Source organism: Empedobacter falsenii, assembly GCF_013488205.1.
Lineage (GTDB): Bacteria > Bacteroidota > Bacteroidia > Flavobacteriales > Weeksellaceae > Empedobacter > Empedobacter falsenii_C.
In genome coordinates, this window is record NZ_CP040908.1 from 703,529 (window position 1) to 721,207 (window position 17,679).

The 17,679-nt window shown below is 29.3% G+C and carries 18 protein-coding genes and 1 pseudogene; 2 read left to right on the forward strand and 17 right to left on the reverse strand.

All coding sequences use genetic code 11. The features are described from left to right. Positions 1 to 140 precede the first annotated feature (140 nt). A complete protein-coding gene (locus FH779_RS03370; protein ID WP_180906047.1) occupies positions 141 to 503 on the forward strand; it encodes a winged helix-turn-helix transcriptional regulator in 363 nt (120 codons plus the stop codon). Positions 504 to 508: 5 nt separating this feature from the next. On the opposite strand, the gene FH779_RS03375 is transcribed toward FH779_RS03370, so the two are convergent. Further along, complete coding sequence (locus FH779_RS03375; protein ID WP_180906048.1) at positions 509 to 1,612, reverse strand: PepSY-associated TM helix domain-containing protein; 1,104 nt, start codon at positions 1,610 to 1,612, stop codon at positions 509 to 511. 68 nt (positions 1,613 to 1,680) lie between these two features. Between FH779_RS03375 and FH779_RS03380 the strand changes: the two genes are divergently transcribed. Next, complete coding sequence (locus tag FH779_RS03380) at positions 1,681 to 3,903, forward strand: TonB-dependent receptor (protein ID WP_180906049.1); 2,223 nt, start codon at positions 1,681 to 1,683, stop codon at positions 3,901 to 3,903. A gap of 226 nt (positions 3,904 to 4,129) precedes the next feature. Here the strand turns inward: FH779_RS03380 and FH779_RS03385 are convergent, their stop codons facing one another. The 16 genes and pseudogenes from FH779_RS03385 to FH779_RS03460 form a co-directional block, all read right to left on the reverse strand. Beyond that, positions 4,130 to 4,708 carry a DUF4468 domain-containing protein gene (locus FH779_RS03385; RefSeq protein WP_180906050.1) on the reverse strand — a complete coding sequence of 193 codons (579 nt, stop codon included), beginning with the start codon at positions 4,706 to 4,708 and terminating at the stop codon, positions 4,130 to 4,132. 167 nt (positions 4,709 to 4,875) lie between these two features. Next, on the reverse strand, positions 4,876 to 5,190 hold the full coding sequence (locus tag FH779_RS03390; RefSeq protein WP_180906051.1) for a hypothetical protein: 315 nt from the start codon (positions 5,188 to 5,190) through the stop codon (positions 4,876 to 4,878). Positions 5,191 to 5,252: 62 nt separating this feature from the next. Continuing rightward, positions 5,253 to 5,900, reverse strand: coding sequence for a hypothetical protein (locus FH779_RS03395; RefSeq protein ID WP_180906052.1), 648 nt, complete (start codon positions 5,898 to 5,900; stop codon positions 5,253 to 5,255). Between the two features lie 44 nt (positions 5,901 to 5,944). After that, positions 5,945 to 7,302: pseudogene (locus tag FH779_RS03400) on the reverse strand (IS3 family transposase). Between the two features lie 71 nt (positions 7,303 to 7,373). Further along, positions 7,374 to 8,492 (reverse strand): hypothetical protein, encoded by a 1,119-nt coding sequence (locus FH779_RS03405; RefSeq protein ID WP_180906053.1) that lies wholly within the window; start codon positions 8,490 to 8,492, stop codon positions 7,374 to 7,376. A 51-nt stretch (positions 8,493 to 8,543) separates the two neighbouring features. Beyond that, complete coding sequence (locus FH779_RS03410) at positions 8,544 to 9,629, reverse strand: patatin-like phospholipase family protein (RefSeq protein WP_180906054.1); 1,086 nt, start codon at positions 9,627 to 9,629, stop codon at positions 8,544 to 8,546. Between the two features lie 24 nt (positions 9,630 to 9,653). Next, positions 9,654 to 10,157 (reverse strand): M15 family metallopeptidase, encoded by a 504-nt coding sequence (locus FH779_RS03415; protein WP_180906055.1) that lies wholly within the window; start codon positions 10,155 to 10,157, stop codon positions 9,654 to 9,656. A 107-nt stretch (positions 10,158 to 10,264) separates the two neighbouring features. Next, on the reverse strand, positions 10,265 to 10,612 hold the full coding sequence (locus FH779_RS03420; protein ID WP_180906056.1) for a hypothetical protein: 348 nt from the start codon (positions 10,610 to 10,612) through the stop codon (positions 10,265 to 10,267). 18 nt (positions 10,613 to 10,630) lie between these two features. Further along, on the reverse strand, positions 10,631 to 12,208 hold the full coding sequence (locus tag FH779_RS03425; protein ID WP_180906057.1) for an EndoU domain-containing protein: 1,578 nt from the start codon (positions 12,206 to 12,208) through the stop codon (positions 10,631 to 10,633). 254 nt (positions 12,209 to 12,462) lie between these two features. Continuing rightward, positions 12,463 to 12,897, reverse strand: a complete 435-nt coding sequence (locus tag FH779_RS03430) for a hypothetical protein (RefSeq protein WP_180906058.1) — start codon at positions 12,895 to 12,897, stop codon at positions 12,463 to 12,465. 159 nt (positions 12,898 to 13,056) lie between these two features. Continuing rightward, positions 13,057 to 13,974, reverse strand: coding sequence for a helix-turn-helix transcriptional regulator (locus tag FH779_RS03435; protein WP_180906059.1), 918 nt, complete (start codon positions 13,972 to 13,974; stop codon positions 13,057 to 13,059). 86 nt (positions 13,975 to 14,060) lie between these two features. Beyond that, positions 14,061 to 14,687 carry a helix-turn-helix transcriptional regulator gene (locus FH779_RS03440; protein ID WP_180906060.1) on the reverse strand — a complete coding sequence of 209 codons (627 nt, stop codon included), beginning with the start codon at positions 14,685 to 14,687 and terminating at the stop codon, positions 14,061 to 14,063. An 80-nt stretch (positions 14,688 to 14,767) separates the two neighbouring features. Beyond that, the gene (locus tag FH779_RS03445) at positions 14,768 to 14,911 is read right to left on the reverse strand and encodes a hypothetical protein (RefSeq protein WP_180906061.1); all 144 of its coding nucleotides are present in this window, start codon (positions 14,909 to 14,911) and stop codon (positions 14,768 to 14,770) included. A gap of 341 nt (positions 14,912 to 15,252) precedes the next feature. Continuing rightward, positions 15,253 to 15,576: a helix-turn-helix domain-containing protein gene (locus tag FH779_RS03450; RefSeq protein WP_180906062.1), complete on the reverse strand. Its 324-nt coding sequence runs from the start codon at positions 15,574 to 15,576 to the stop codon at positions 15,253 to 15,255. Then, entirely contained in the window at positions 15,555 to 15,968 is a 414-nt protein-coding gene (locus FH779_RS03455) for a transposase (RefSeq protein WP_180906063.1), read from the reverse strand. The genes FH779_RS03450 and FH779_RS03455 overlap by 22 nt, the downstream gene beginning before the upstream one ends. Positions 15,969 to 16,173: 205 nt before the next feature. Next, positions 16,174 to 17,535, reverse strand: coding sequence for a hypothetical protein (locus tag FH779_RS03460; protein ID WP_180906064.1), 1,362 nt, complete (start codon positions 17,533 to 17,535; stop codon positions 16,174 to 16,176). Positions 17,536 to 17,679 lie beyond the last annotated feature (144 nt).

A 17,679-nucleotide genomic window follows, 5' to 3' on the forward strand; every position in this document is an offset into this window, starting at 1 on the left:
TTAATAGTTATATGGAATACTCATGAGTAGTATTTCATTTGTTATTAGATTTTTAATTTATATTCAAATTTACACCCGAATAAACTTATCTTTACTATCAGTTTACTTGAGGTAACTACTAATTTAAAATTAAGTGATTTATGAAAAAACCGTTATCAGATCCGCCACTTTGTACAGAAAATTTACTTGCAATGAATGATACACTTGATATTTTAGGTGGAAAATGGAAGCTTCTTGTTTTACATTATTTGATTATACGTGAAAGAGATACGAATACGTTTAAGAAGATGGAACGTGATATTGAGGGAATTTCGGCGAAAATGTTATCGAAAGAATTGAAAGACTTGGAAGTCAATAAAATGGTGTATCGTGAAGTTCAAAATACCAAACCTGTAACCGTTGCGTATTCAATTACGGATTATGGTAAAACGACTAAAGAAATCATAGATGTTTTGGTTGATTGGGGTAAAAATCATCGGATGAAAATGATTAATGAATTTTAAAATCTTTATGAACGAATAGTTTTTTTCTGTTTTCTTTTTTTATTCCACCAAATAATAAAACCTGTAATGGGTAAACTTGCCACAATTATTGAAGAAGTAAAGGCTAATATTTTACCAAATAAACCTAATATTTGTCCTGTATGGATATCGTACATTGAGTTTGCAAACTTTTTACCATTTGATAAATTCTCATTCATTAATTTAGAAACCTGAAATTGTTCCGAATCAAATTGATATTCGTCAACCGCATAATAGCGCAAACTTTTATGATATGCTCTTACGGCTAAAGGATTTTTATCAGGAACAGGTAAATAAATCCAATACATAGAAGCTGTTGGACTATTTTTTAAACTATAAGCATATGCCGAATCAACAATAGTGTAATTATTTTCTAACATTTTTTTAGGCTGATAGACATATCCTTTTTCTTCATTAGGAAATGATTTTTCTAAATTAACAATTTGTGTATATGAATTGCGAACAGGTTTGAAACTAAATGCAATACCTGATAAAGCAACAATAAAAGCAATACTAAAAGCATAAAATCCCAATACATTATGCAAATCATAATTGATGCGTTTCCATTTTGCTTTGTATTTTATCGTTAATCCATTTTTAGCTTGTTTTCTCTTTTTTGGCCACCAAAGAATTAAACCACTTATCATAATCATGATAAAAATAACAGTTGAAAAACCAATTATATTTTTTCCGATATCACCCAACAAAAGATTCATGTGAATGTATTGAATCACCAAGAAAAAATCTTGTTTCATATTTTCTTGATGTAAGATTTTCCCTGAATATGGATTGATATATACAAAGTAAGATTCTTTTTTATCATCCATTGTCATCACAACCGTTGATCGATCTTTATCCATATACATCACTCGAAGTACAACATGTTTAGGATTTTTGTCTTGTACTTTATGAATAATTTCACTTGGTTTTATGAATGGTTGATGAACAATTTCAACTTTTCTATAATCAAACAGTGCATCTTTTATTTCATCTTGAAAACAAAAGATAGCTCCTGTTATTGCTACAATACAAACAATAATACCTGTAAATAATCCAAGCCATTTGTGAAGGAAAAGAAAATATTTTTTCATCAATAAAATTAATTTAGAATAAATAAAAATTATATTTGCAGCAAATATAAATTATTTAAAAACACACTATGAAAAAAAATATCATCTGTTTAACAATTTTATTTGGGAGTGCCTCGCTGTCATATGCCCAAACGAATGATAGTATATCCACAGATTTGAATGATGTTGTGGTAGTTGCTTCAAGAAAACCTACTAAAATATCTGATTTGGCAGGAACTGTTTGGGTGATCAATCAAGAACAAATTGCGCAACAAGCTAAAAATGGTGTTCCATTAAAAGAAGCTTTAGCGATTATGATTCCAGGGATGGATGTTGGCTCGCAAGGAAGATCAAATTATGGACAAAATATGCGTGGACGTTCGATGTTAGTGATGATAGACGGTGTTTCCTTAAATAGTATCCGTAACATAAGTCGTCAATTGGATGCAATAGATCCATTTAATATCGAAAGAGTTGAGGTTTTATCTGGTGCAAGCGCAATTTATGGCGGAAATGCGACAGGTGGTATTGTCAATATTGTGACGAAAAAAGCGCTAAAAAATGGAATTAGTGGCGAAACAGAACTTGGTTCACGTACAGGTTTTTCAGGAAGTGATGATCATGATTGGCGTGCTGCTCAATCTATTGGTTATAAAGATGATAAATTTACTGGACGTTTGGCTGTAGCATTTCAACAAAATGGCGGAGCTTATGATGCAGATGGAGATCAAATATTTGCAGATATTTCGCAATTAGATTTACAATATAATCAATCGATTGATGTGTTGGCAACAGCAGGTTACAAATTCAATCCGAAACATCAAATCAATGGATCTGTGCAATATTATCGTTCTAAATATAGTGGAGATCGTAGTTTATATTTAGGTGAAAACATTAGTGTTTTAACCAAAGGAGATGCTTCTGTTTTGGAAATGCGTGATGGTTTTGATACGGATAAAAATCCAGGAACAGAGCGTGTAATGGGAACATTGAGTTATAATGGAACGAATATTTTAGGAGGGCAAGATGTGTATGTTCAATTTGCTTCTCGTGTTGAGAAATTAGGATTTTATCCATTTCCAGGTAATTTAACGTTGCCTTCTGGAACAAGTCCTTATATGTCGGCTTCTCAACAGGATACGTATTATTCGGGTCTAAAAGCTGTTTTGGTTAAAGATTGGGGGAAATTGAAATTAACATACGGTGTAGATGCTGACTTTGAAAAGTTTGAAGGACAACAAAATGTGTTTGATTCTCAGAAATCATTATCAAGTGGAGGAATGATTAATCACACTGTTTTAACAATTGATCGTTATCCAACCAATCATTCTACAAGTTTTGCAGGATATGCGCAAGCTGAATATGATATTTTACCTCAATTGAAAGTTTCGGGAGGAATTCGTTACCAAGATATTTCGATTAAGTTGGATGATTTTATCGGTTCTACTCAACAATTGCAAATAGCTAATGGTTATGGAAACAGTGCCGATTATATTCCAGGCGGAAAAAGTAGCTATAATATGACGATGTTAAATGCTGGTTTGTTGTATAAAATTAACGAATTGAACCAAGTTTGGACAACTTATTCACAAGGTGTTTCGTTAGCTGATCCATCAAAATTTTATGGATATGGAAATTATAAATTTAATTCTGCAACCAATAATTGGGATTTAAGTTCGAGTGTGAATGTAAAAGATTCTCCTCTTTCTGGTGTGAAAACAGGACAATTTGAACTTGGTTATCGTTTCAGGACAAATAATGGATTTAAAGGACAAATCTCTGGATTTATCAGTAATTCCGACAAAAATATTGCTTTAAAACGTGATGGATTAAATCTTTGGGTAGAAGTAGTCGATCAGAAATTAAGAAATATGGGCGTTGAAGCAGAGGTTTCTTATACAAATGGAGGATTTTATGTTGGAGCAAATACATTGTTAATCAAATCTGAAGTGGAGAAAAATGGTGATTGGCAAAAACAAGATGTTTCAACTTCTGGACCTTCTAAATTTACAGCTTACGCAGGTTATGGATTTGATAATTGGAATTTTAGATTTCAAACTTTGCAAAGCTTCAAATACACTGATGGATTGGAGAATGTGATTGATTCATACAATACATCAGATTTAATGATTGCTTACAAATTACCTTTCGGTAAAATTAATTTAGGTGTTCAAAATATTTTTAATACAGATTATCAAACAATTTGGAGTGCAAAATCACAAGTTTTGTATAGTGCATATAAAGTTCCAGAATTGTTTTATTACGCTGGACGAGGAAGAACTTTTAATCTAAGTTTTACATACAATTTTTAATTTATGATAAGCGAATCTTTTGATTCGCTTTTTTATTTTAAGGGAATTAAACATCGAATTAAAAAATAAGATTAATAATTGCAGGAATAATTCTGAAACTAATAAAGTAAAAAAAATCGTAGAGTAGGATAGGTAAGAGAGAACAAATATATAGGCTGTTTCTTAATTTTTAAAGAATAGTTTTTTGAATTTATTTTCTATAGAGAGGTTCTATAATTTCTACCAATTACCAATTATTAATTTTTTTCGATTTATCTAAAATCTCTTGAATTAATTTATTAAAATGATTCTCCAAACCAGTTACTGCGTCAGGATAATCGACCTCATTCTTTTTATTATAGATAGAATTTTTGTTTTTGCTTGTTGGATTCAATAGAAGATAATAATAATCTCCTATGCTCGAATTCCACTTTCTTGCTTCAAAAGAAGGTCGATTAATTCGAATTTTATCATCTTTAAAGAGAATTGTAATCGAATAAGATAAGTCATATTCCATCTTTGATTTTCCTATTTGCATATAACTCATTTTTTGTTTTACGGCTAACGCTTCCTGCTCATACCCGTTAATTGTTATACTTTCATTTTCGGCTAAACTCAATACTTCCTTTGGATCTTTGTACATACTCGATAAGGCTGACAACACATTTCTGTATAACTCATTTTTTTTGGTATTTGGTTTATCAATTACGATATAATCAGTTTTATCTTTAGATGAAACAAATCCATTTGATGTTAAAGTAAAATATTGCGCATAGCTAAATTGCGATAAGCAAATAATTGTAAATAAAGTATATAAGGCTTTCATATTTCATTCGTTTAAATACTAATTTAAGAAAAATGTCTCAATTTGAGAATGAATACTTAAAAATCAATGTGTTAAAGTTTATAGATGAAGGAAAAGGAATATTGTTTTGTATTTATATATTTTAAAGGTATTTGTATGTTAGGTATTATAAAAAATACGTTTAATTATTAAATCCTCCTATTATATAAATTTGAATTAAACATTGTTTCACACTTTGTATAAATTAAATCACTTTCTAAAAATGAAAAAGTATTTAATGGTTGTCCATTATTTAGATTCATAATTATTAGATTAAGATAAGATTCGTTATTAAATCTTGAAAAATTATCTCCAACTAATACTACTAGATGTCTTACATATCTTTCTCTAGTAATTAACTGTTTATCTAAATATCCTGTCAATAACTTTTCATCCACATTATAATTAGCTATTAATTCTGTCTTTGTAACATTTTTTTTAGTAGTTGGAGTATCTCCTTTCAAAATCATATATGTTGGTATAAAGCCACTCGAAAGTGGCTATTCTTTTTGGTTCTGAAATTTTTTTATTTTTCGATAAAAGCATTCGCAGTTACAGTACCATTTACAGTGCCTCCATCTAAAGATAGGAAGTATTGATTGATCCAAATTTTTAACCAATCTAAATCTAAATTTACATTGCCATATTCATCTATTTTAGTACCTATTCCTGCAGAAATTATATTATCCATCTTAATCCATTTAGTTCCATTTGAAATAAATGTAACTTTTAATCCAGGCTCAATAGTTCCTAATAAAACACTTCCATCTGAATATATCTCAATTGAAGAATATTCTTCTGTTTTAGATGTTGAATTTACTATAGTTACTTTTTTACCTTTACTATTAGTGAATAACGGAATATTTACAGCAGGATTATCAGATTGTCCTCTAATATTGGCTTCAATAATTAATTCTCTTGAATTAAAATTTTCTACCAAATAATTATCAGTAACATCTTTAAAAGTAATTTGTTTTTCAATAGATTTATCTACATATGATTTTTGAACAAAAGATAAATTATTAAAACTAGATTTTGTAGATAAATCTATATTAGAAGAAAACTCATCAACTGATTGTTTAAATGAAGTAAAGTCTATAATATCACCTGCTTTTCTAGTATAAATTTTTTCATTACCTGCTCCTGAAGAATAGTCTGAAATGTACGTTGTCAAAATAAATGGGACACCTCTTTCTAAAAATTAAGAGAGGGTTTGGTTTATAAATTTATTATTTTTTCTTGAAAATACAATTGCCTTCTTTTGGCAATCGTTTGCCGTTTAATAATTGCTCTTTGTTCTAAAATTTTATCTGCTCTACCAAAATATACATCTGAAGGTGTAAGGTTGTTCAAAGCCTCATGATACCTGCAATTGTTATAGTTTTCTACAAACTTATTTAAGGCTTCAATCAGCTCATCAGGATGGTAATAATGATCCAGTTTTACTACATTTTTCATCGTTCTGTGGTACCTTTCGATTTTCCCTTGCGTTTGAGGATGCAGAGGCTTTCCTCTAACATGTTTCATTTTTTGAGTATTTTTCAAGTAATCTTTTAACTCACTTGATACATAACAAGGTCCATTATCAGATAATAATTTTGGTTTCTGTTTCGTTTTTAATTTCGCTTTTTCAATAGCTGTTTTTACAGTTCTTTTCACATCTTCAGCTTTCATTGAACTGCATAATTCCCAATGAATAATATATCGGCTGTAATCGTCTAAAATCGTGCTCAAATAATACCATCCCCATCCAATAATTTTAAAATAAGTAAAATCTGTTTGCCACATTTGATGAACAAAATTCGTTTTATCTTTAAATTCATTCGCTGCTGAAATCAGAATGTGATTGGGCGCTGGAATTAAATCTCGTTGCTTCAATATCCGATAAACACTCGATTCCGATATATAAATCCCTAATTCATCGGTCATTTTAAAAGCCAGTTCTCTAGCAGATAATTCAGGATAATCCAAAGCTAATTCTACAATTAAATCTTTCTGAGATTCAGGAATACTATTCCATTTTCGATGCATTGAATAACGTTTAGATTCTAAACCCTCAAATCCATTTTCTAGATAATTTGAATACCATTTGTAAAATGTACTTCGTGCTATTCCAAATTCCTCTAAAGTACGTTTAACTCCAATTTCTGAACGAGTTACAGTCTGAATTATTTCATATTTTTCACTTGCTGATAATCGCATATATTTCTTAAATTTATTGATTAATCCAACGAATCCAAGGTTTTTTTTACGATATCATAACGCACAACTAAATCGGCTACAATCTCTTTTAATTGTAAATTTTCTTTGCGGAGATCAGAAACTTCATCACTTGTTGCTTCACGTGTAATATCACCAGATAATCGCTTTTTACCAGCTTCTAAAAACTCTTTGTTCCACTTATAAAATTGAGATTGTGAAATAGCATATTTGCGACAAAGTTCAGCTACTGAAATCTCAGCACGTAAGGCTTCCATCACAATTAAAATCTTTTGTTCCGCTGTAAATATTCGTCTTGTGTTTTGACGAATATCTTTTACAAATTTTTCAGGAGTTTTCTTTTTTGAATTTGCCATAATTAAAATTAATGCTTTTAAAAACACTATCTTAAATTTTAGGTCTTAGATGTCCACTTTTTGCTGACGATTTACATAATCAAACCACAAACAAAAGCATTAACAAGTTTCAGATATTCTCCTGCTATATCTGCTACAATAGTTACAGCAGATTTTATCATAGTATTGACTTTGGTTGTAAAACCTGTTAATTCTTCTATTACTTTTTTGAAACCTGATGGTAAATAATTCTCAACATTCAGCTTTTTTAATAAATTAAGATTCTTCTGTACAAGTTTTTCTAAAACAGAAATTCCGATTCCGATAGAAATAACTGTTGGAGAAGAAACTGCTTTTTCTACTAAATAGGGTTGATAATCATTTCTATCAGCTAAATAACGTTTTTCTGCTATTTTACTTTTTCCAATAAATTCTGCTATTTTAGCTACAGCTTCTGCCATACCATCGTTTATACTCCCGATTGCATTAAGTATAGAACCTGATTCGCTTTTTGACCAAGCATTTAGTTTGATTGCTTTATAAATATCAACTTCTGATAGTTGATTGTCTTGATGAACAGAATCTAAAACAAGCTTGGTATATTTAGCTTCTAACTCAATAGAGTCTACAATAATTGATTTTGTTCTATTGTCATACCAACTTCTGATTTTCTGCTTAGGAAATTGTGACATAAAATTTTGATAATATGTATTCCCTATATTTACAATGCAGTTTCGTCCACTAAAATTAAAATATTGGTTGTTCAATTTTTCATAATACAATTTGACATGATATGGATTAAAGCTTGATTTTTCTTTATCATAGGCTTCAAAAACCTTTGTACCAGTATCTTCTACTTGTACATGAGTTTCGTACGCATATCCGTGTACTTCCTTTGGTTTTTCATTTGGAGAATCTTCTTCTGTCGATTTTTTATTAGAGGAAGTTTTTTTTCCTGTATAGTTAAAAATAGAAATCGGAACATCTACTTTTATACTTTCACCTTCTTCTAGTCCAAATTCTTTGTAAAATGGACTTACTAATCGGTTAGAATTTTCATTAATTCTAATTTTCTCAAATGGGTCTTTTCCAAAAACTCCTTTTTCCAATTCTTCAAAAGAAATAAACTCGTTATTTTTGGCTAAAGACAATAAAATTTGCTGAGACTCCTCGTCCCAATCGTCGAGATCTCTTAAATAATCATTTGTCATAATTTGTGGTTTTTAATTATAAAAGAGCGCTCTTTCTTTTACAATACAAAGCTATACGGCGATTGTGCCAAAAGTTGTCGTAATGGAATTTTGATTTGAAACTTTATTCTTAATTAACTTTTGTGCCAATTGATGCAATACTTCTTTATTCTCATCAACATAGCTTAATCCTGCTTGAATCAATGCTTCAATGTTTTCTTTTCGGACATCATCCATCTCAGAAGATGCATTCTTAATTGATGGATTGATTCGATAATAATTCTGACGATTTCGCTTGCCTAACGTATTTATCATTTGAGACAATTGATAATCGACGGTTTCTGCATTTGCAGATAGTAAAATATCTATAAGTGGTTCTATCCATTTTAGCTTTCCTGCATTCTCAAATTTATTGTACGCATATTTTTTCAAAACAGTTCCAGTACCAATAGAAACGATTACCATATTTTTGATTGAAGGATAATTTGGTTTTTCTAGGTCTTGAAACAAATCTCCAAAAGGAATTTTTCGAGCTTCTGCATATGCACACAAAGCAGGATTATTTGCAAAAACTCCTCCATCAATCAACGTAAACAATTGGCCATACTTTGATTTGATTTGAGCTGGAGAAAAATAAGTTGGGGCAGCAGATGTTGCACGACAAATATCTTTTACCTGAAAATTGTTTGAATCTACATGCGCATTAAACGAATTAAATAATTTAGCTTTCCTATTTTCTAAATCATAAGCAGTAATTAACGATGGTTTTATTAAACTTTTCAATTCAAGGTTACCAAAGAAATCAGCTAAATGTTTTTCCAATTGTTCTTCAGAAATTTTTTCACTAAATAATCCAAACGGATTGATTAATCGTTGCCAAAATGAAACATTGAAAATATCATTTCCTTTTTCTGTGTATAAATCAAATGCTGTTTTAATCGAATAATTTGCTGTTCTTTGATCATTTGGATAAAGCAGAATAGAAGCTAATAAACCTCCAGTACTACTTCCTGCAATCAAATCAAAATAATCACCTATTTTGGCATATGGGTTATCTAATAATTGTATTTGCTCTTCGATATAACGGAGGATGATGCAAGGTATAATTCCTCGTATTCCTCCTCCGTCAATGGAGAGAATAGTAATTTTCTTTTTCATTTTTTTGTGTTTTTTTTGAATTGTTTAGAAAATAATGTAGCCCAATTTGTCCTGTTTCATTTTGATGAGGTCTCTCCAATTATTTACTTTTTGTTTTCCCTTAGAAGTCTGTAAAAACTCTTTTTCGAAATGACTTCCGTCTTTGAAATTTTTCCAATCTCCACCCCAAATCCATCCATATTTTTTGAAGATTGAAACACATTCCATCCAATCGGCTAAACCGTCATCGTCCCAATCGGTTTTCATATCCCAACTTGCCGTTTTTCCATCGATAATTAAACAGATATCAACTGCCAATCCATAATTGTGAATACTTTGTCCACCTTTAGCATTCGTTACTTTTAATCCTTTTTTTGTACGACCTTGCGCATAAAGATTATTTTGTTCTTCGAATGTTCGTAAAGCTTGTGTAATACGCACTTTAGCTCGTCCTGTTAATCGTTTATCTATTTCGTTGATAATTTGTGCCACTTCTTCTCTAACCAAAGGATGTAAAGTTGCAATGCGTTGTTGTGTTACTTTATCCATTTTATTGTGATTTTAGACAAAAGTAACAGCCGCTTGTGTCAAAAGTTGACGTAGTGGAAATGGATTTTTATTAAAAAGAAAAACCGCTCATTGAGCGGTTTTTAAAATTAACTGTTTTCTTCTACAAATTTTTTAAAATCATTTAGAAATGTTAAAATTTCTTCGTGCGTTAATTTTAATGTTATAATATCTGGATCATATTGTTTACCTCTTTGAGCTAGAACATCTATTAACAAAACGCCATTTTTATTCGAATAGAGGTTGACATCTTCATTGCCCCATGTATATTCTTCTCCTTTGGGTTTGGTTTTACTGTCTTCTATTCCATTTATAATTTTTTGAACTTTTTCTGAAGTCCAATCCCAACTACCAATATTATTAATTGTACTCTGTTCTGACTCTATTCCAAAAACCATTGTTCCGTCCCAATCATGTTTTTTAAAATTATATTTCATTTTAACTTTTTTTTATTATTATAATTTTGGATATGCATTCATAATATTTTCAGCTTCATCGATCTCTATTAAAATATCAAACTTACCAGAAGAATCTTTAAATTTATACTGCTTAAATTTCTTGCTCAATGAATCTGGATTTAATCCTATTCCTTTCTCCACCGTATTTTCGTATACATAGGCTATTTCTTGTTGTATTCTCTTAACATCCCAATTTTTAGGAAACATCGAAGATTCTGCAAGTTTAGGAAATGATTTACCATTTAGTGATTTTACAGATATTTTAGCTTTAAAAGGAATATCTTCGGCTATTTGTAACATAGAATAAGTATTCTTTGGATATATAATTTCATCTATCCTTACAAATTTATTCATAAAATGGCCTCCTTGTCCTTTCGTTCCTAAATATATCCATTCCTCATATTTCAACCATTTTTTATTGAAAACTTTTTGACTAATAAATTCAACATCTCCACTCAAATGATTTACAAAGTTTTCATCAAATTTATGTAACCATTTATTTAGATATATTTTTCTTAAACCATCTTGATCATCTATTAATCTATAAAATTTTTCTTTTACATAGTCTACAAATTTTCCACTTTTTACAGCTTCTATTAAATCTTCAAACTCTTTTTTTAGCCATTTGATCAATTGGTTGAGAGAATTTTTGACTTGAGAAGTAAGTTTACCAACGAAGTTAGCAGTTTTTGTGGCAAGTTGTTCTGCTTTAGTAGAAATTCTACTTATTTTTGATGATAAACTAACTACATTACCACTACCTGCCGTAAAAATTACAATAATAACTTCTAGTAAAATTTCAAAAGTGACGGCTCCAATAAAAAACATCCAAAAATATTGGTTGAGGTTAGCAATTTTATTTTTCAATAATTTACAGAAACTTGTTAACTCTCTCCATATCTTATTATCTGTAATCAATAATTTGATAGCATCTACTAAATGAGGTACTTTTTCTTCTAACAAATCAATAGTATCTTCTACAAATTCTAACTTTTCTTGGTGTTTAACTAATTCCGAAGGAGTCATTTTTTCTACCTCCAATAAAGGTATCTTATCCACAACAAAAGCTAAAAGCATTAATATTGTTTGTACCAAAGAAATTAATCCATTTGCTAATCCGCATAAAAAGGCATTTGCCATAGCCAAATCATGTCCCAATTTGTTTTTAACTAATTGTCCTGCATTATCTATCGCGTTAACTATTTTTACTAAACAATTTTTTAATCGTTTAAAAATTGTTTTTATAGATTCCGGAATTATTTTTTCTAATTGTTCTTTTGCAAAAAATACAATTGCTTCTGCAACATCTTGCGAAAACTCTTTTGTCTTTTTCAATAAATAATAGCCAACTCCAGTGATTAGTTCTTCGAAAGTACCTAAAAAACTAGTTAAACTTTTTAAACCTGTTGTTACAAAATTTTTTGCATCTTTAGAGTACATTCTATCTTGCTCTGTCATAAAAGCTTTGATAGGTAATAATGGTTTGTAAGGATAATTTTGACTCGTTGTATTTCTAAGACTCAGAAAATATTTTTCGTAATCATAGCTTACATCTGTCAGTTTATAAGTATCCAATATTTCTACTCCTGATTGTAAAAAATCTGCTACAGAATTATTTAATTTAGCTACTTGTTGATAAGCTTGATTAAGCTCATTCTTTTCTAAAAACTCAATCCTAATCGCTATTTCTAATAAAGAAGAAGAAATTTTATGAGAAGCTGCTATTTTTGATACAAAATCATTTAAAGAAGTTGTTGTCGTATTGAAATTGGTTATAAAAACATTAAAATTATTTCTTTCTAAAATTCCTCTAAAACCTTTTCCAATTCTTACACGACATGCTGTTCCAAAGAAGTTTGACTTTCCAGTACTTCCTCTTCACAATAAATGTTCATTTCATTATCAGCTATATTTTGATCATCATTATAGCGTTCAAAAACTTCACTACCAGATTTGCATGCTATAAAATTGGTATAGAATTTCTTTTCATCTTTTATTACTTTGTCTTTTGGATTACTAATTGTTACAAAATAGTTATAAAAAATACTTTGCTTTCCAAATGGACTTTCTATCGCAATTTCATTTGAAATATCTTGGAAAGTTTTGTTTGTTTTAATTCCATCAAAAATATTTTTTCCTTTTCCTAAAACTCCTTTTTCCATTTCTTCAAAAGAAATAAATTCGTTATTTTTAGCTAGAGATAATAAAATCTGTTGCGATTCATTATCCCAATCATCGAGGTCTTTTAAATAATCATTTTTCATAAAATTTACTTTTTTTTGTCGTTTTAAACAAAACTAAAAGTAGATTATGCCAAAACTTGTCGTAGGTGAAATGAATTTTTTGGTAAAAAAGAAATCGATGAAATCTGCAGTACAAAAACTGTTTGATTTCATCGATAGAAAATATATAGAGTTGTTATTTTAAAGAATTTGATAATTTTGACAAGAAGCAATTAATTGTTCTTTTATTTGGTTAATTAAAATAGGAGGCTCCAGTACTTTTACTTCTTTTCCATAGGACAAAATTTCTTGCATAAAATCATACGATGGATAAAGTAACATTTCAAACACACATTTTTGTGTAGTTTCTTCTACTATAATTTGAGAGTCATGCAATGGAAAACTTTTGATATATTCTTTCTGATTTTGGCTACATTCCAAAACAATTCGATACGGTTTTTGGTCTTGAAAACATATAATTCCAAAAGCATATTTGAAATAAGTTTTAAAATCCATTTCATATTTTTTAAACGTAGCATCGAATAGAGATAAATTAGATATCCGATCTAAACCAAAACATTTTACTTGTTCGTCCTTTTTATCAAGAGCAACTAAATACCAACGATCTTTCGATTCTTTTAAAATTAATGGATGTACCTTCCGTTCCGTAAATGTATTTTTTAAATAATTGTGATAAGAGAACTGGATTACTTTTCTATTTCTTATTGCATGTAGCAATTCATAAAAAGAATTTATTCCACGATGTTTTCTAGATTCTAGAAAAACATAGTCTTCAAAATCGGGATAAGTATTAAGTGTATTAATAATTTGATAAGATTCTAGTAAACGTTGATTGTACTCATCGACTTCCATGATAGGACGAGAGACAATTGTATACTTAAATAAATTAGACCGATCATTTATAATTTCGATATTAAATAAGTTTTGAATTGCTCTCAAATCCCTTTGAAGAGTTCGTTTAGAATAAGTATAAACCTCAGCATCTTGAAATTCAAATGAATTCAATAGATAATCTTCTATTCCTTCGTATGTAGCTGCTGACCTTTCTAATCTTTTAATGATAAGAGCATAACGTGTCAAAAAAAAATCTTTTTTCATACCTAATAATTTGATTGGATGGCTAAGATATTTTTTGATAACGCCAAAACTTGTCATTTTAAAAAAAAAGGAATAGAAAAAGTTATTCACACTTCGTCAATCCATTTGTACAAATCAACTTCGGAAGAGATGTCAAAGGTTTTTCTTAATCTACTTTTTCTTGTTTGCACAGTTCTTATTGCAAGATTGTTGTATTCTGCAATATCTTTGGTTGTAAAACCTAATTTGAGTAAAGAACAAAATTTGAATTCGTCTGGCGTCATTTCAGGATTAATGGACAAAAGATTGGCATAGAAATTCGGAAAAACTAACTTAAATTTAGGAATATAAGCTATATCGTCTTTTACAGCGAGTTTTACGACTTCTTCTATCGCATAAATTTGAGTATCAGTTCTAAGTTTTCGCCTTAGTTCGATAATCATTTTTTCGCTTCGCATAGTTTGTTTGTATAAACGAGCTACTCTAAAATGTTTTGATAGAATAAAATATCCGAAGCAAATAATTCCTATGAACGTTTCAATAAATGTAAAAATTCTTTGATTTCGTGTATATGTTTTATGTTCGGAATCTTCGATTGTAAAAATCCTAAAATCATAATAATGACTTATTATAAATAATATCAACGCAATAGTATAAATGATGATATTTAATTTAACCGTATCCTTTTCATTGAAAATAAATAACGAAGCAATCAGAATTACAAAATAATACATTGACAAGCCGTTTCCAAATCCCTTTGTGGTGGAGAAAAAGAAAATAACAAAAAGTAAGAAGATGAGGTTAAATAGCCAAGCTATAGGTTTAAACCAAATAACACAATCATATAAATTGTTCCAATACCTATTAAGGCACTAAAATAAATGGTATGACCAAAAAATAAATCGCGAATTCCATTTACATAAAACACGATACCTAAAGCAAAAGAAAATAAATTCATTCTTTGTGCATATATAAGTTCTAGTTCGTCTATTTGGGAGGGGATATGTCGATTTAAAATAAAATTCCAACTTTTCTTTATCATCATTCCGCAAATATAATTATTCGAGAAGTTTAGCAAAGTATTGTAAATTAACGATATAGTTATAAAAATACGAGATAAGTAAACTTTTTCAATGAAGAAGTAACTTCTACCAATCTTATTTTTAAAATTTTAAGAAACATGTTAGAAAAGCTTTAAAATAAACGTAATTTCTAATTAAGTCTCATTATAAATAAAATAGATAAAGTGTTTTAAATCAATATTGTGTATGTGTAAATATTGTTTTTGATATAATATGGTTATAAAAATATTTTTTTCCACTTTGCTACAGAGTTTCTACTGATATTAAAATGTTTTGCTAATTGAGCATCATTTAAACAATGTTTTTTCTGATAATTTAGAATCTCAATGATATCTGATTTTAAATAAGCATAATGTTTTCGGTCAATTTCAGATTTGTAGCCAAATATTTTATTATTTATATCAATAATATCTAAAGATGATACCTGCTTTTTATTAAAAAAATAGGAGAACTCCTGTTTCTTTTCAGGAAACATTTCATCTAGAATATCATTGTAAATTTTTTTATAATTTGGTTTTATTATTTGTTCTTTTCTAGCCATTTGTGTAAAGTTGTTTTAGGTATTCTATAATTCTCAATGACTTGTTTTGTCGTCATTTTATCCGTTTTAATTTTATCTACAATAAAATCAATTAGCTCTTTTGTATAAAGGTTTTTTCTGAATTGAGGCAAAGAGTTTCTTTTATCTGTTTGATTTGGAGGATTTGGAGGAGAGAATAAAATGAGATGTTGAGAGTAAATTCTAAAAAAATCATATTCTAATAATTTGCTCCATCTCAATAAAATTTTTGAGTCTAAACTTTCAGAAGAATACATTTTTTGAAGATCTATTTCATTGCATTTTAAAAAATTACAAATACGTGTGTTTTCAATGTTACATTCATTTACTCGTTGAAGAATAATAGATCCGATATGGATGTTTTTGAAATTCATTTTTCATTTATTTAATATAAAATAGAATTTTAATAAAGAGAAATAGAAAAGTAAACTCTAAATATGAAGTCTTATTTTATACGACAAATTATTGCTTTTGATAGTTAAAAATCTCTTTCAATTTTTAGATAAATGAAAGAGATTTTAATTAAAAAAATTGTTGTAGGTAGTTTATTATCTATAAGAGATTAATAAAAAGATTGTTTTACAAACCTGTTACTTGCTCTATTTTTATATATACTTTTAATTTTTCTACATCAGTTTGCACAGTAGTAGGATCCATACCTGCCATAACAATAGCTGTGTATGCTACTTTTGTGTTAGAAGTTGTATCAATCCAAGTGTATCTTCTATGTTCAGGACCAGAATTACTTGCATTATAGATTCCCTGATCTGCCCAAGCACCTGTATTTGAAGTAGACAATGTTCTCCATGTATTTCCTACACCTCCTCCAGGTGTTTTTGAAGGTACTTTTAATGAGCCTCCAGCATCTCCTATATAACCACCATATTCTGTGTTGTAATTCCACATAATTGTTTTTAAATCAGCAGTATTATTACGAATCAAGACGTTGTTCTCAGTACCACTGTCTGTACGATAAGTATTATTTTTTGAAGTAGCTGTATTATTCTGAATAGAGTGTCTCATAAAAACTTTTATAGTATATAAACCGTCAGGAGTTGTAGCATTAACAGTAAAGCCTTTTACACCTGTATCAGGATCTGTTACAAATTTCATGTAATCCATCACTGCAATTATTTTAATATCAGCGTTCATTTGCGTACCAACAGTTATATCTTTACATCCTGTTATATCAGTATTTGCTTCAAAAAAAGAAGTTAAATCAAATGAGATTCCTATTGGCGACGACTGAGAAGCAATGGGTATTCCTTGTACTGCAAAAACTAGGTAGCCTGAACCATACTCTAACTTTCCATCTGCAATTGTAGCCGTAATATTAGGATTACCTACAGATGTTAAGGTAACACCTACAAATTTTCCACCGTTTCCTCCCGTATATGGAACTTTGATGATACTACCTGACAGTATAGGTTTAGGAGAAGTTCCATCAATATTTTGCGAAGGATCTATTGTAGAAGCGGTGCAATTTACAGATGCACTTGCTTTAACAGAAGTAGTGTCCTCAATGCTTCGCCATTCGGTTCCGTTCCAGAAATAATATCCTTTTGGTAAAGCTGTACCTATATTATAAACTAGTAAACCCTGTGGTTGGTTTGAAATATCATTATCACCATCTGCATTAAGATCCGTTGTATTAGAATTTAAAGTAATTCTAGGAACAAGTAAACCTTTATTTATTGATGAAACATCAAGCATAGCATATTTATTAGGATTTGTACCTATACCAGTCGCTCCAGATTTAGTGACTATAAAATCATCTTCAAAATGTTTAGATGTTGGCTCTCCACTTGAAGGATTGGTAGTTTCTGCTGTTAATTTTCCATCAATATTGAATAAGCCTTGCGGATTGGAAGTATTAATACCTACTTGGCCAAAAGAGAGGATAGAGAGTAAATTTATAAAAAATAAAATGCCTTTTTTCATACTTCTTTTGTTTAGTTTTAAATGATTTACAAACTTATTCTCTTTTCTTTTTTATGAAAAGAAATCAACTACAGCAAAGCTACCTTCCTTTGTACGACATAGGTACTTAATCTTTTTTAGAGGGATTGTATTTTTTACCTGTTG

Coding starts and splice junctions, on each gene's coding strand:
- FH779_RS03435 (WP_180906059.1), bottom strand. CDS start 13,974: ATGAAAAAAGATTTTTTTTTGACACGTTATGCTCTTATCATTAAAAGA.
- FH779_RS03370 (WP_180906047.1), top strand. CDS start 141: ATGAAAAAACCGTTATCAGATCCGCCACTTTGTACAGAAAATTTACTT.
- FH779_RS03415 (WP_180906055.1), bottom strand. CDS start 10,157: ATGGATAAAGTAACACAACAACGCATTGCAACTTTACATCCTTTGGTT.
- FH779_RS03385 (WP_180906050.1), bottom strand. CDS start 4,708: ATGAAAGCCTTATATACTTTATTTACAATTATTTGCTTATCGCAATTT.
- FH779_RS03375 (WP_180906048.1), bottom strand. CDS start 1,612: ATGAAAAAATATTTTCTTTTCCTTCACAAATGGCTTGGATTATTTACA.
- FH779_RS03460 (WP_180906064.1), bottom strand. CDS start 17,535: ATGAAAAAAGGCATTTTATTTTTTATAAATTTACTCTCTATCCTCTCT.
- FH779_RS03405 (WP_180906053.1), bottom strand. CDS start 8,492: ATGACAAATGATTATTTAAGAGATCTCGACGATTGGGACGAGGAGTCT.
- FH779_RS03455 (WP_180906063.1), bottom strand. CDS start 15,968: ATGAATTTCAAAAACATCCATATCGGATCTATTATTCTTCAACGAGTA.
- FH779_RS03450 (WP_180906062.1), bottom strand. CDS start 15,576: ATGGCTAGAAAAGAACAAATAATAAAACCAAATTATAAAAAAATTTAC.
- FH779_RS03445 (WP_180906061.1), bottom strand. CDS start 14,911: ATGAATTTATTTTCTTTTGCTTTAGGTATCGTGTTTTATGTAAATGGA.
- FH779_RS03380 (WP_180906049.1), top strand. CDS start 1,681: ATGAAAAAAAATATCATCTGTTTAACAATTTTATTTGGGAGTGCCTCG.
- FH779_RS03430 (WP_180906058.1), bottom strand. CDS start 12,897: ATGAAAAATGATTATTTAAAAGACCTCGATGATTGGGATAATGAATCG.
- FH779_RS03420 (WP_180906056.1), bottom strand. CDS start 10,612: ATGAAATATAATTTTAAAAAACATGATTGGGACGGAACAATGGTTTTT.
- FH779_RS03410 (WP_180906054.1), bottom strand. CDS start 9,629: ATGAAAAAGAAAATTACTATTCTCTCCATTGACGGAGGAGGAATACGA.
- FH779_RS03440 (WP_180906060.1), bottom strand. CDS start 14,687: ATGTATTATTTTGTAATTCTGATTGCTTCGTTATTTATTTTCAATGAA.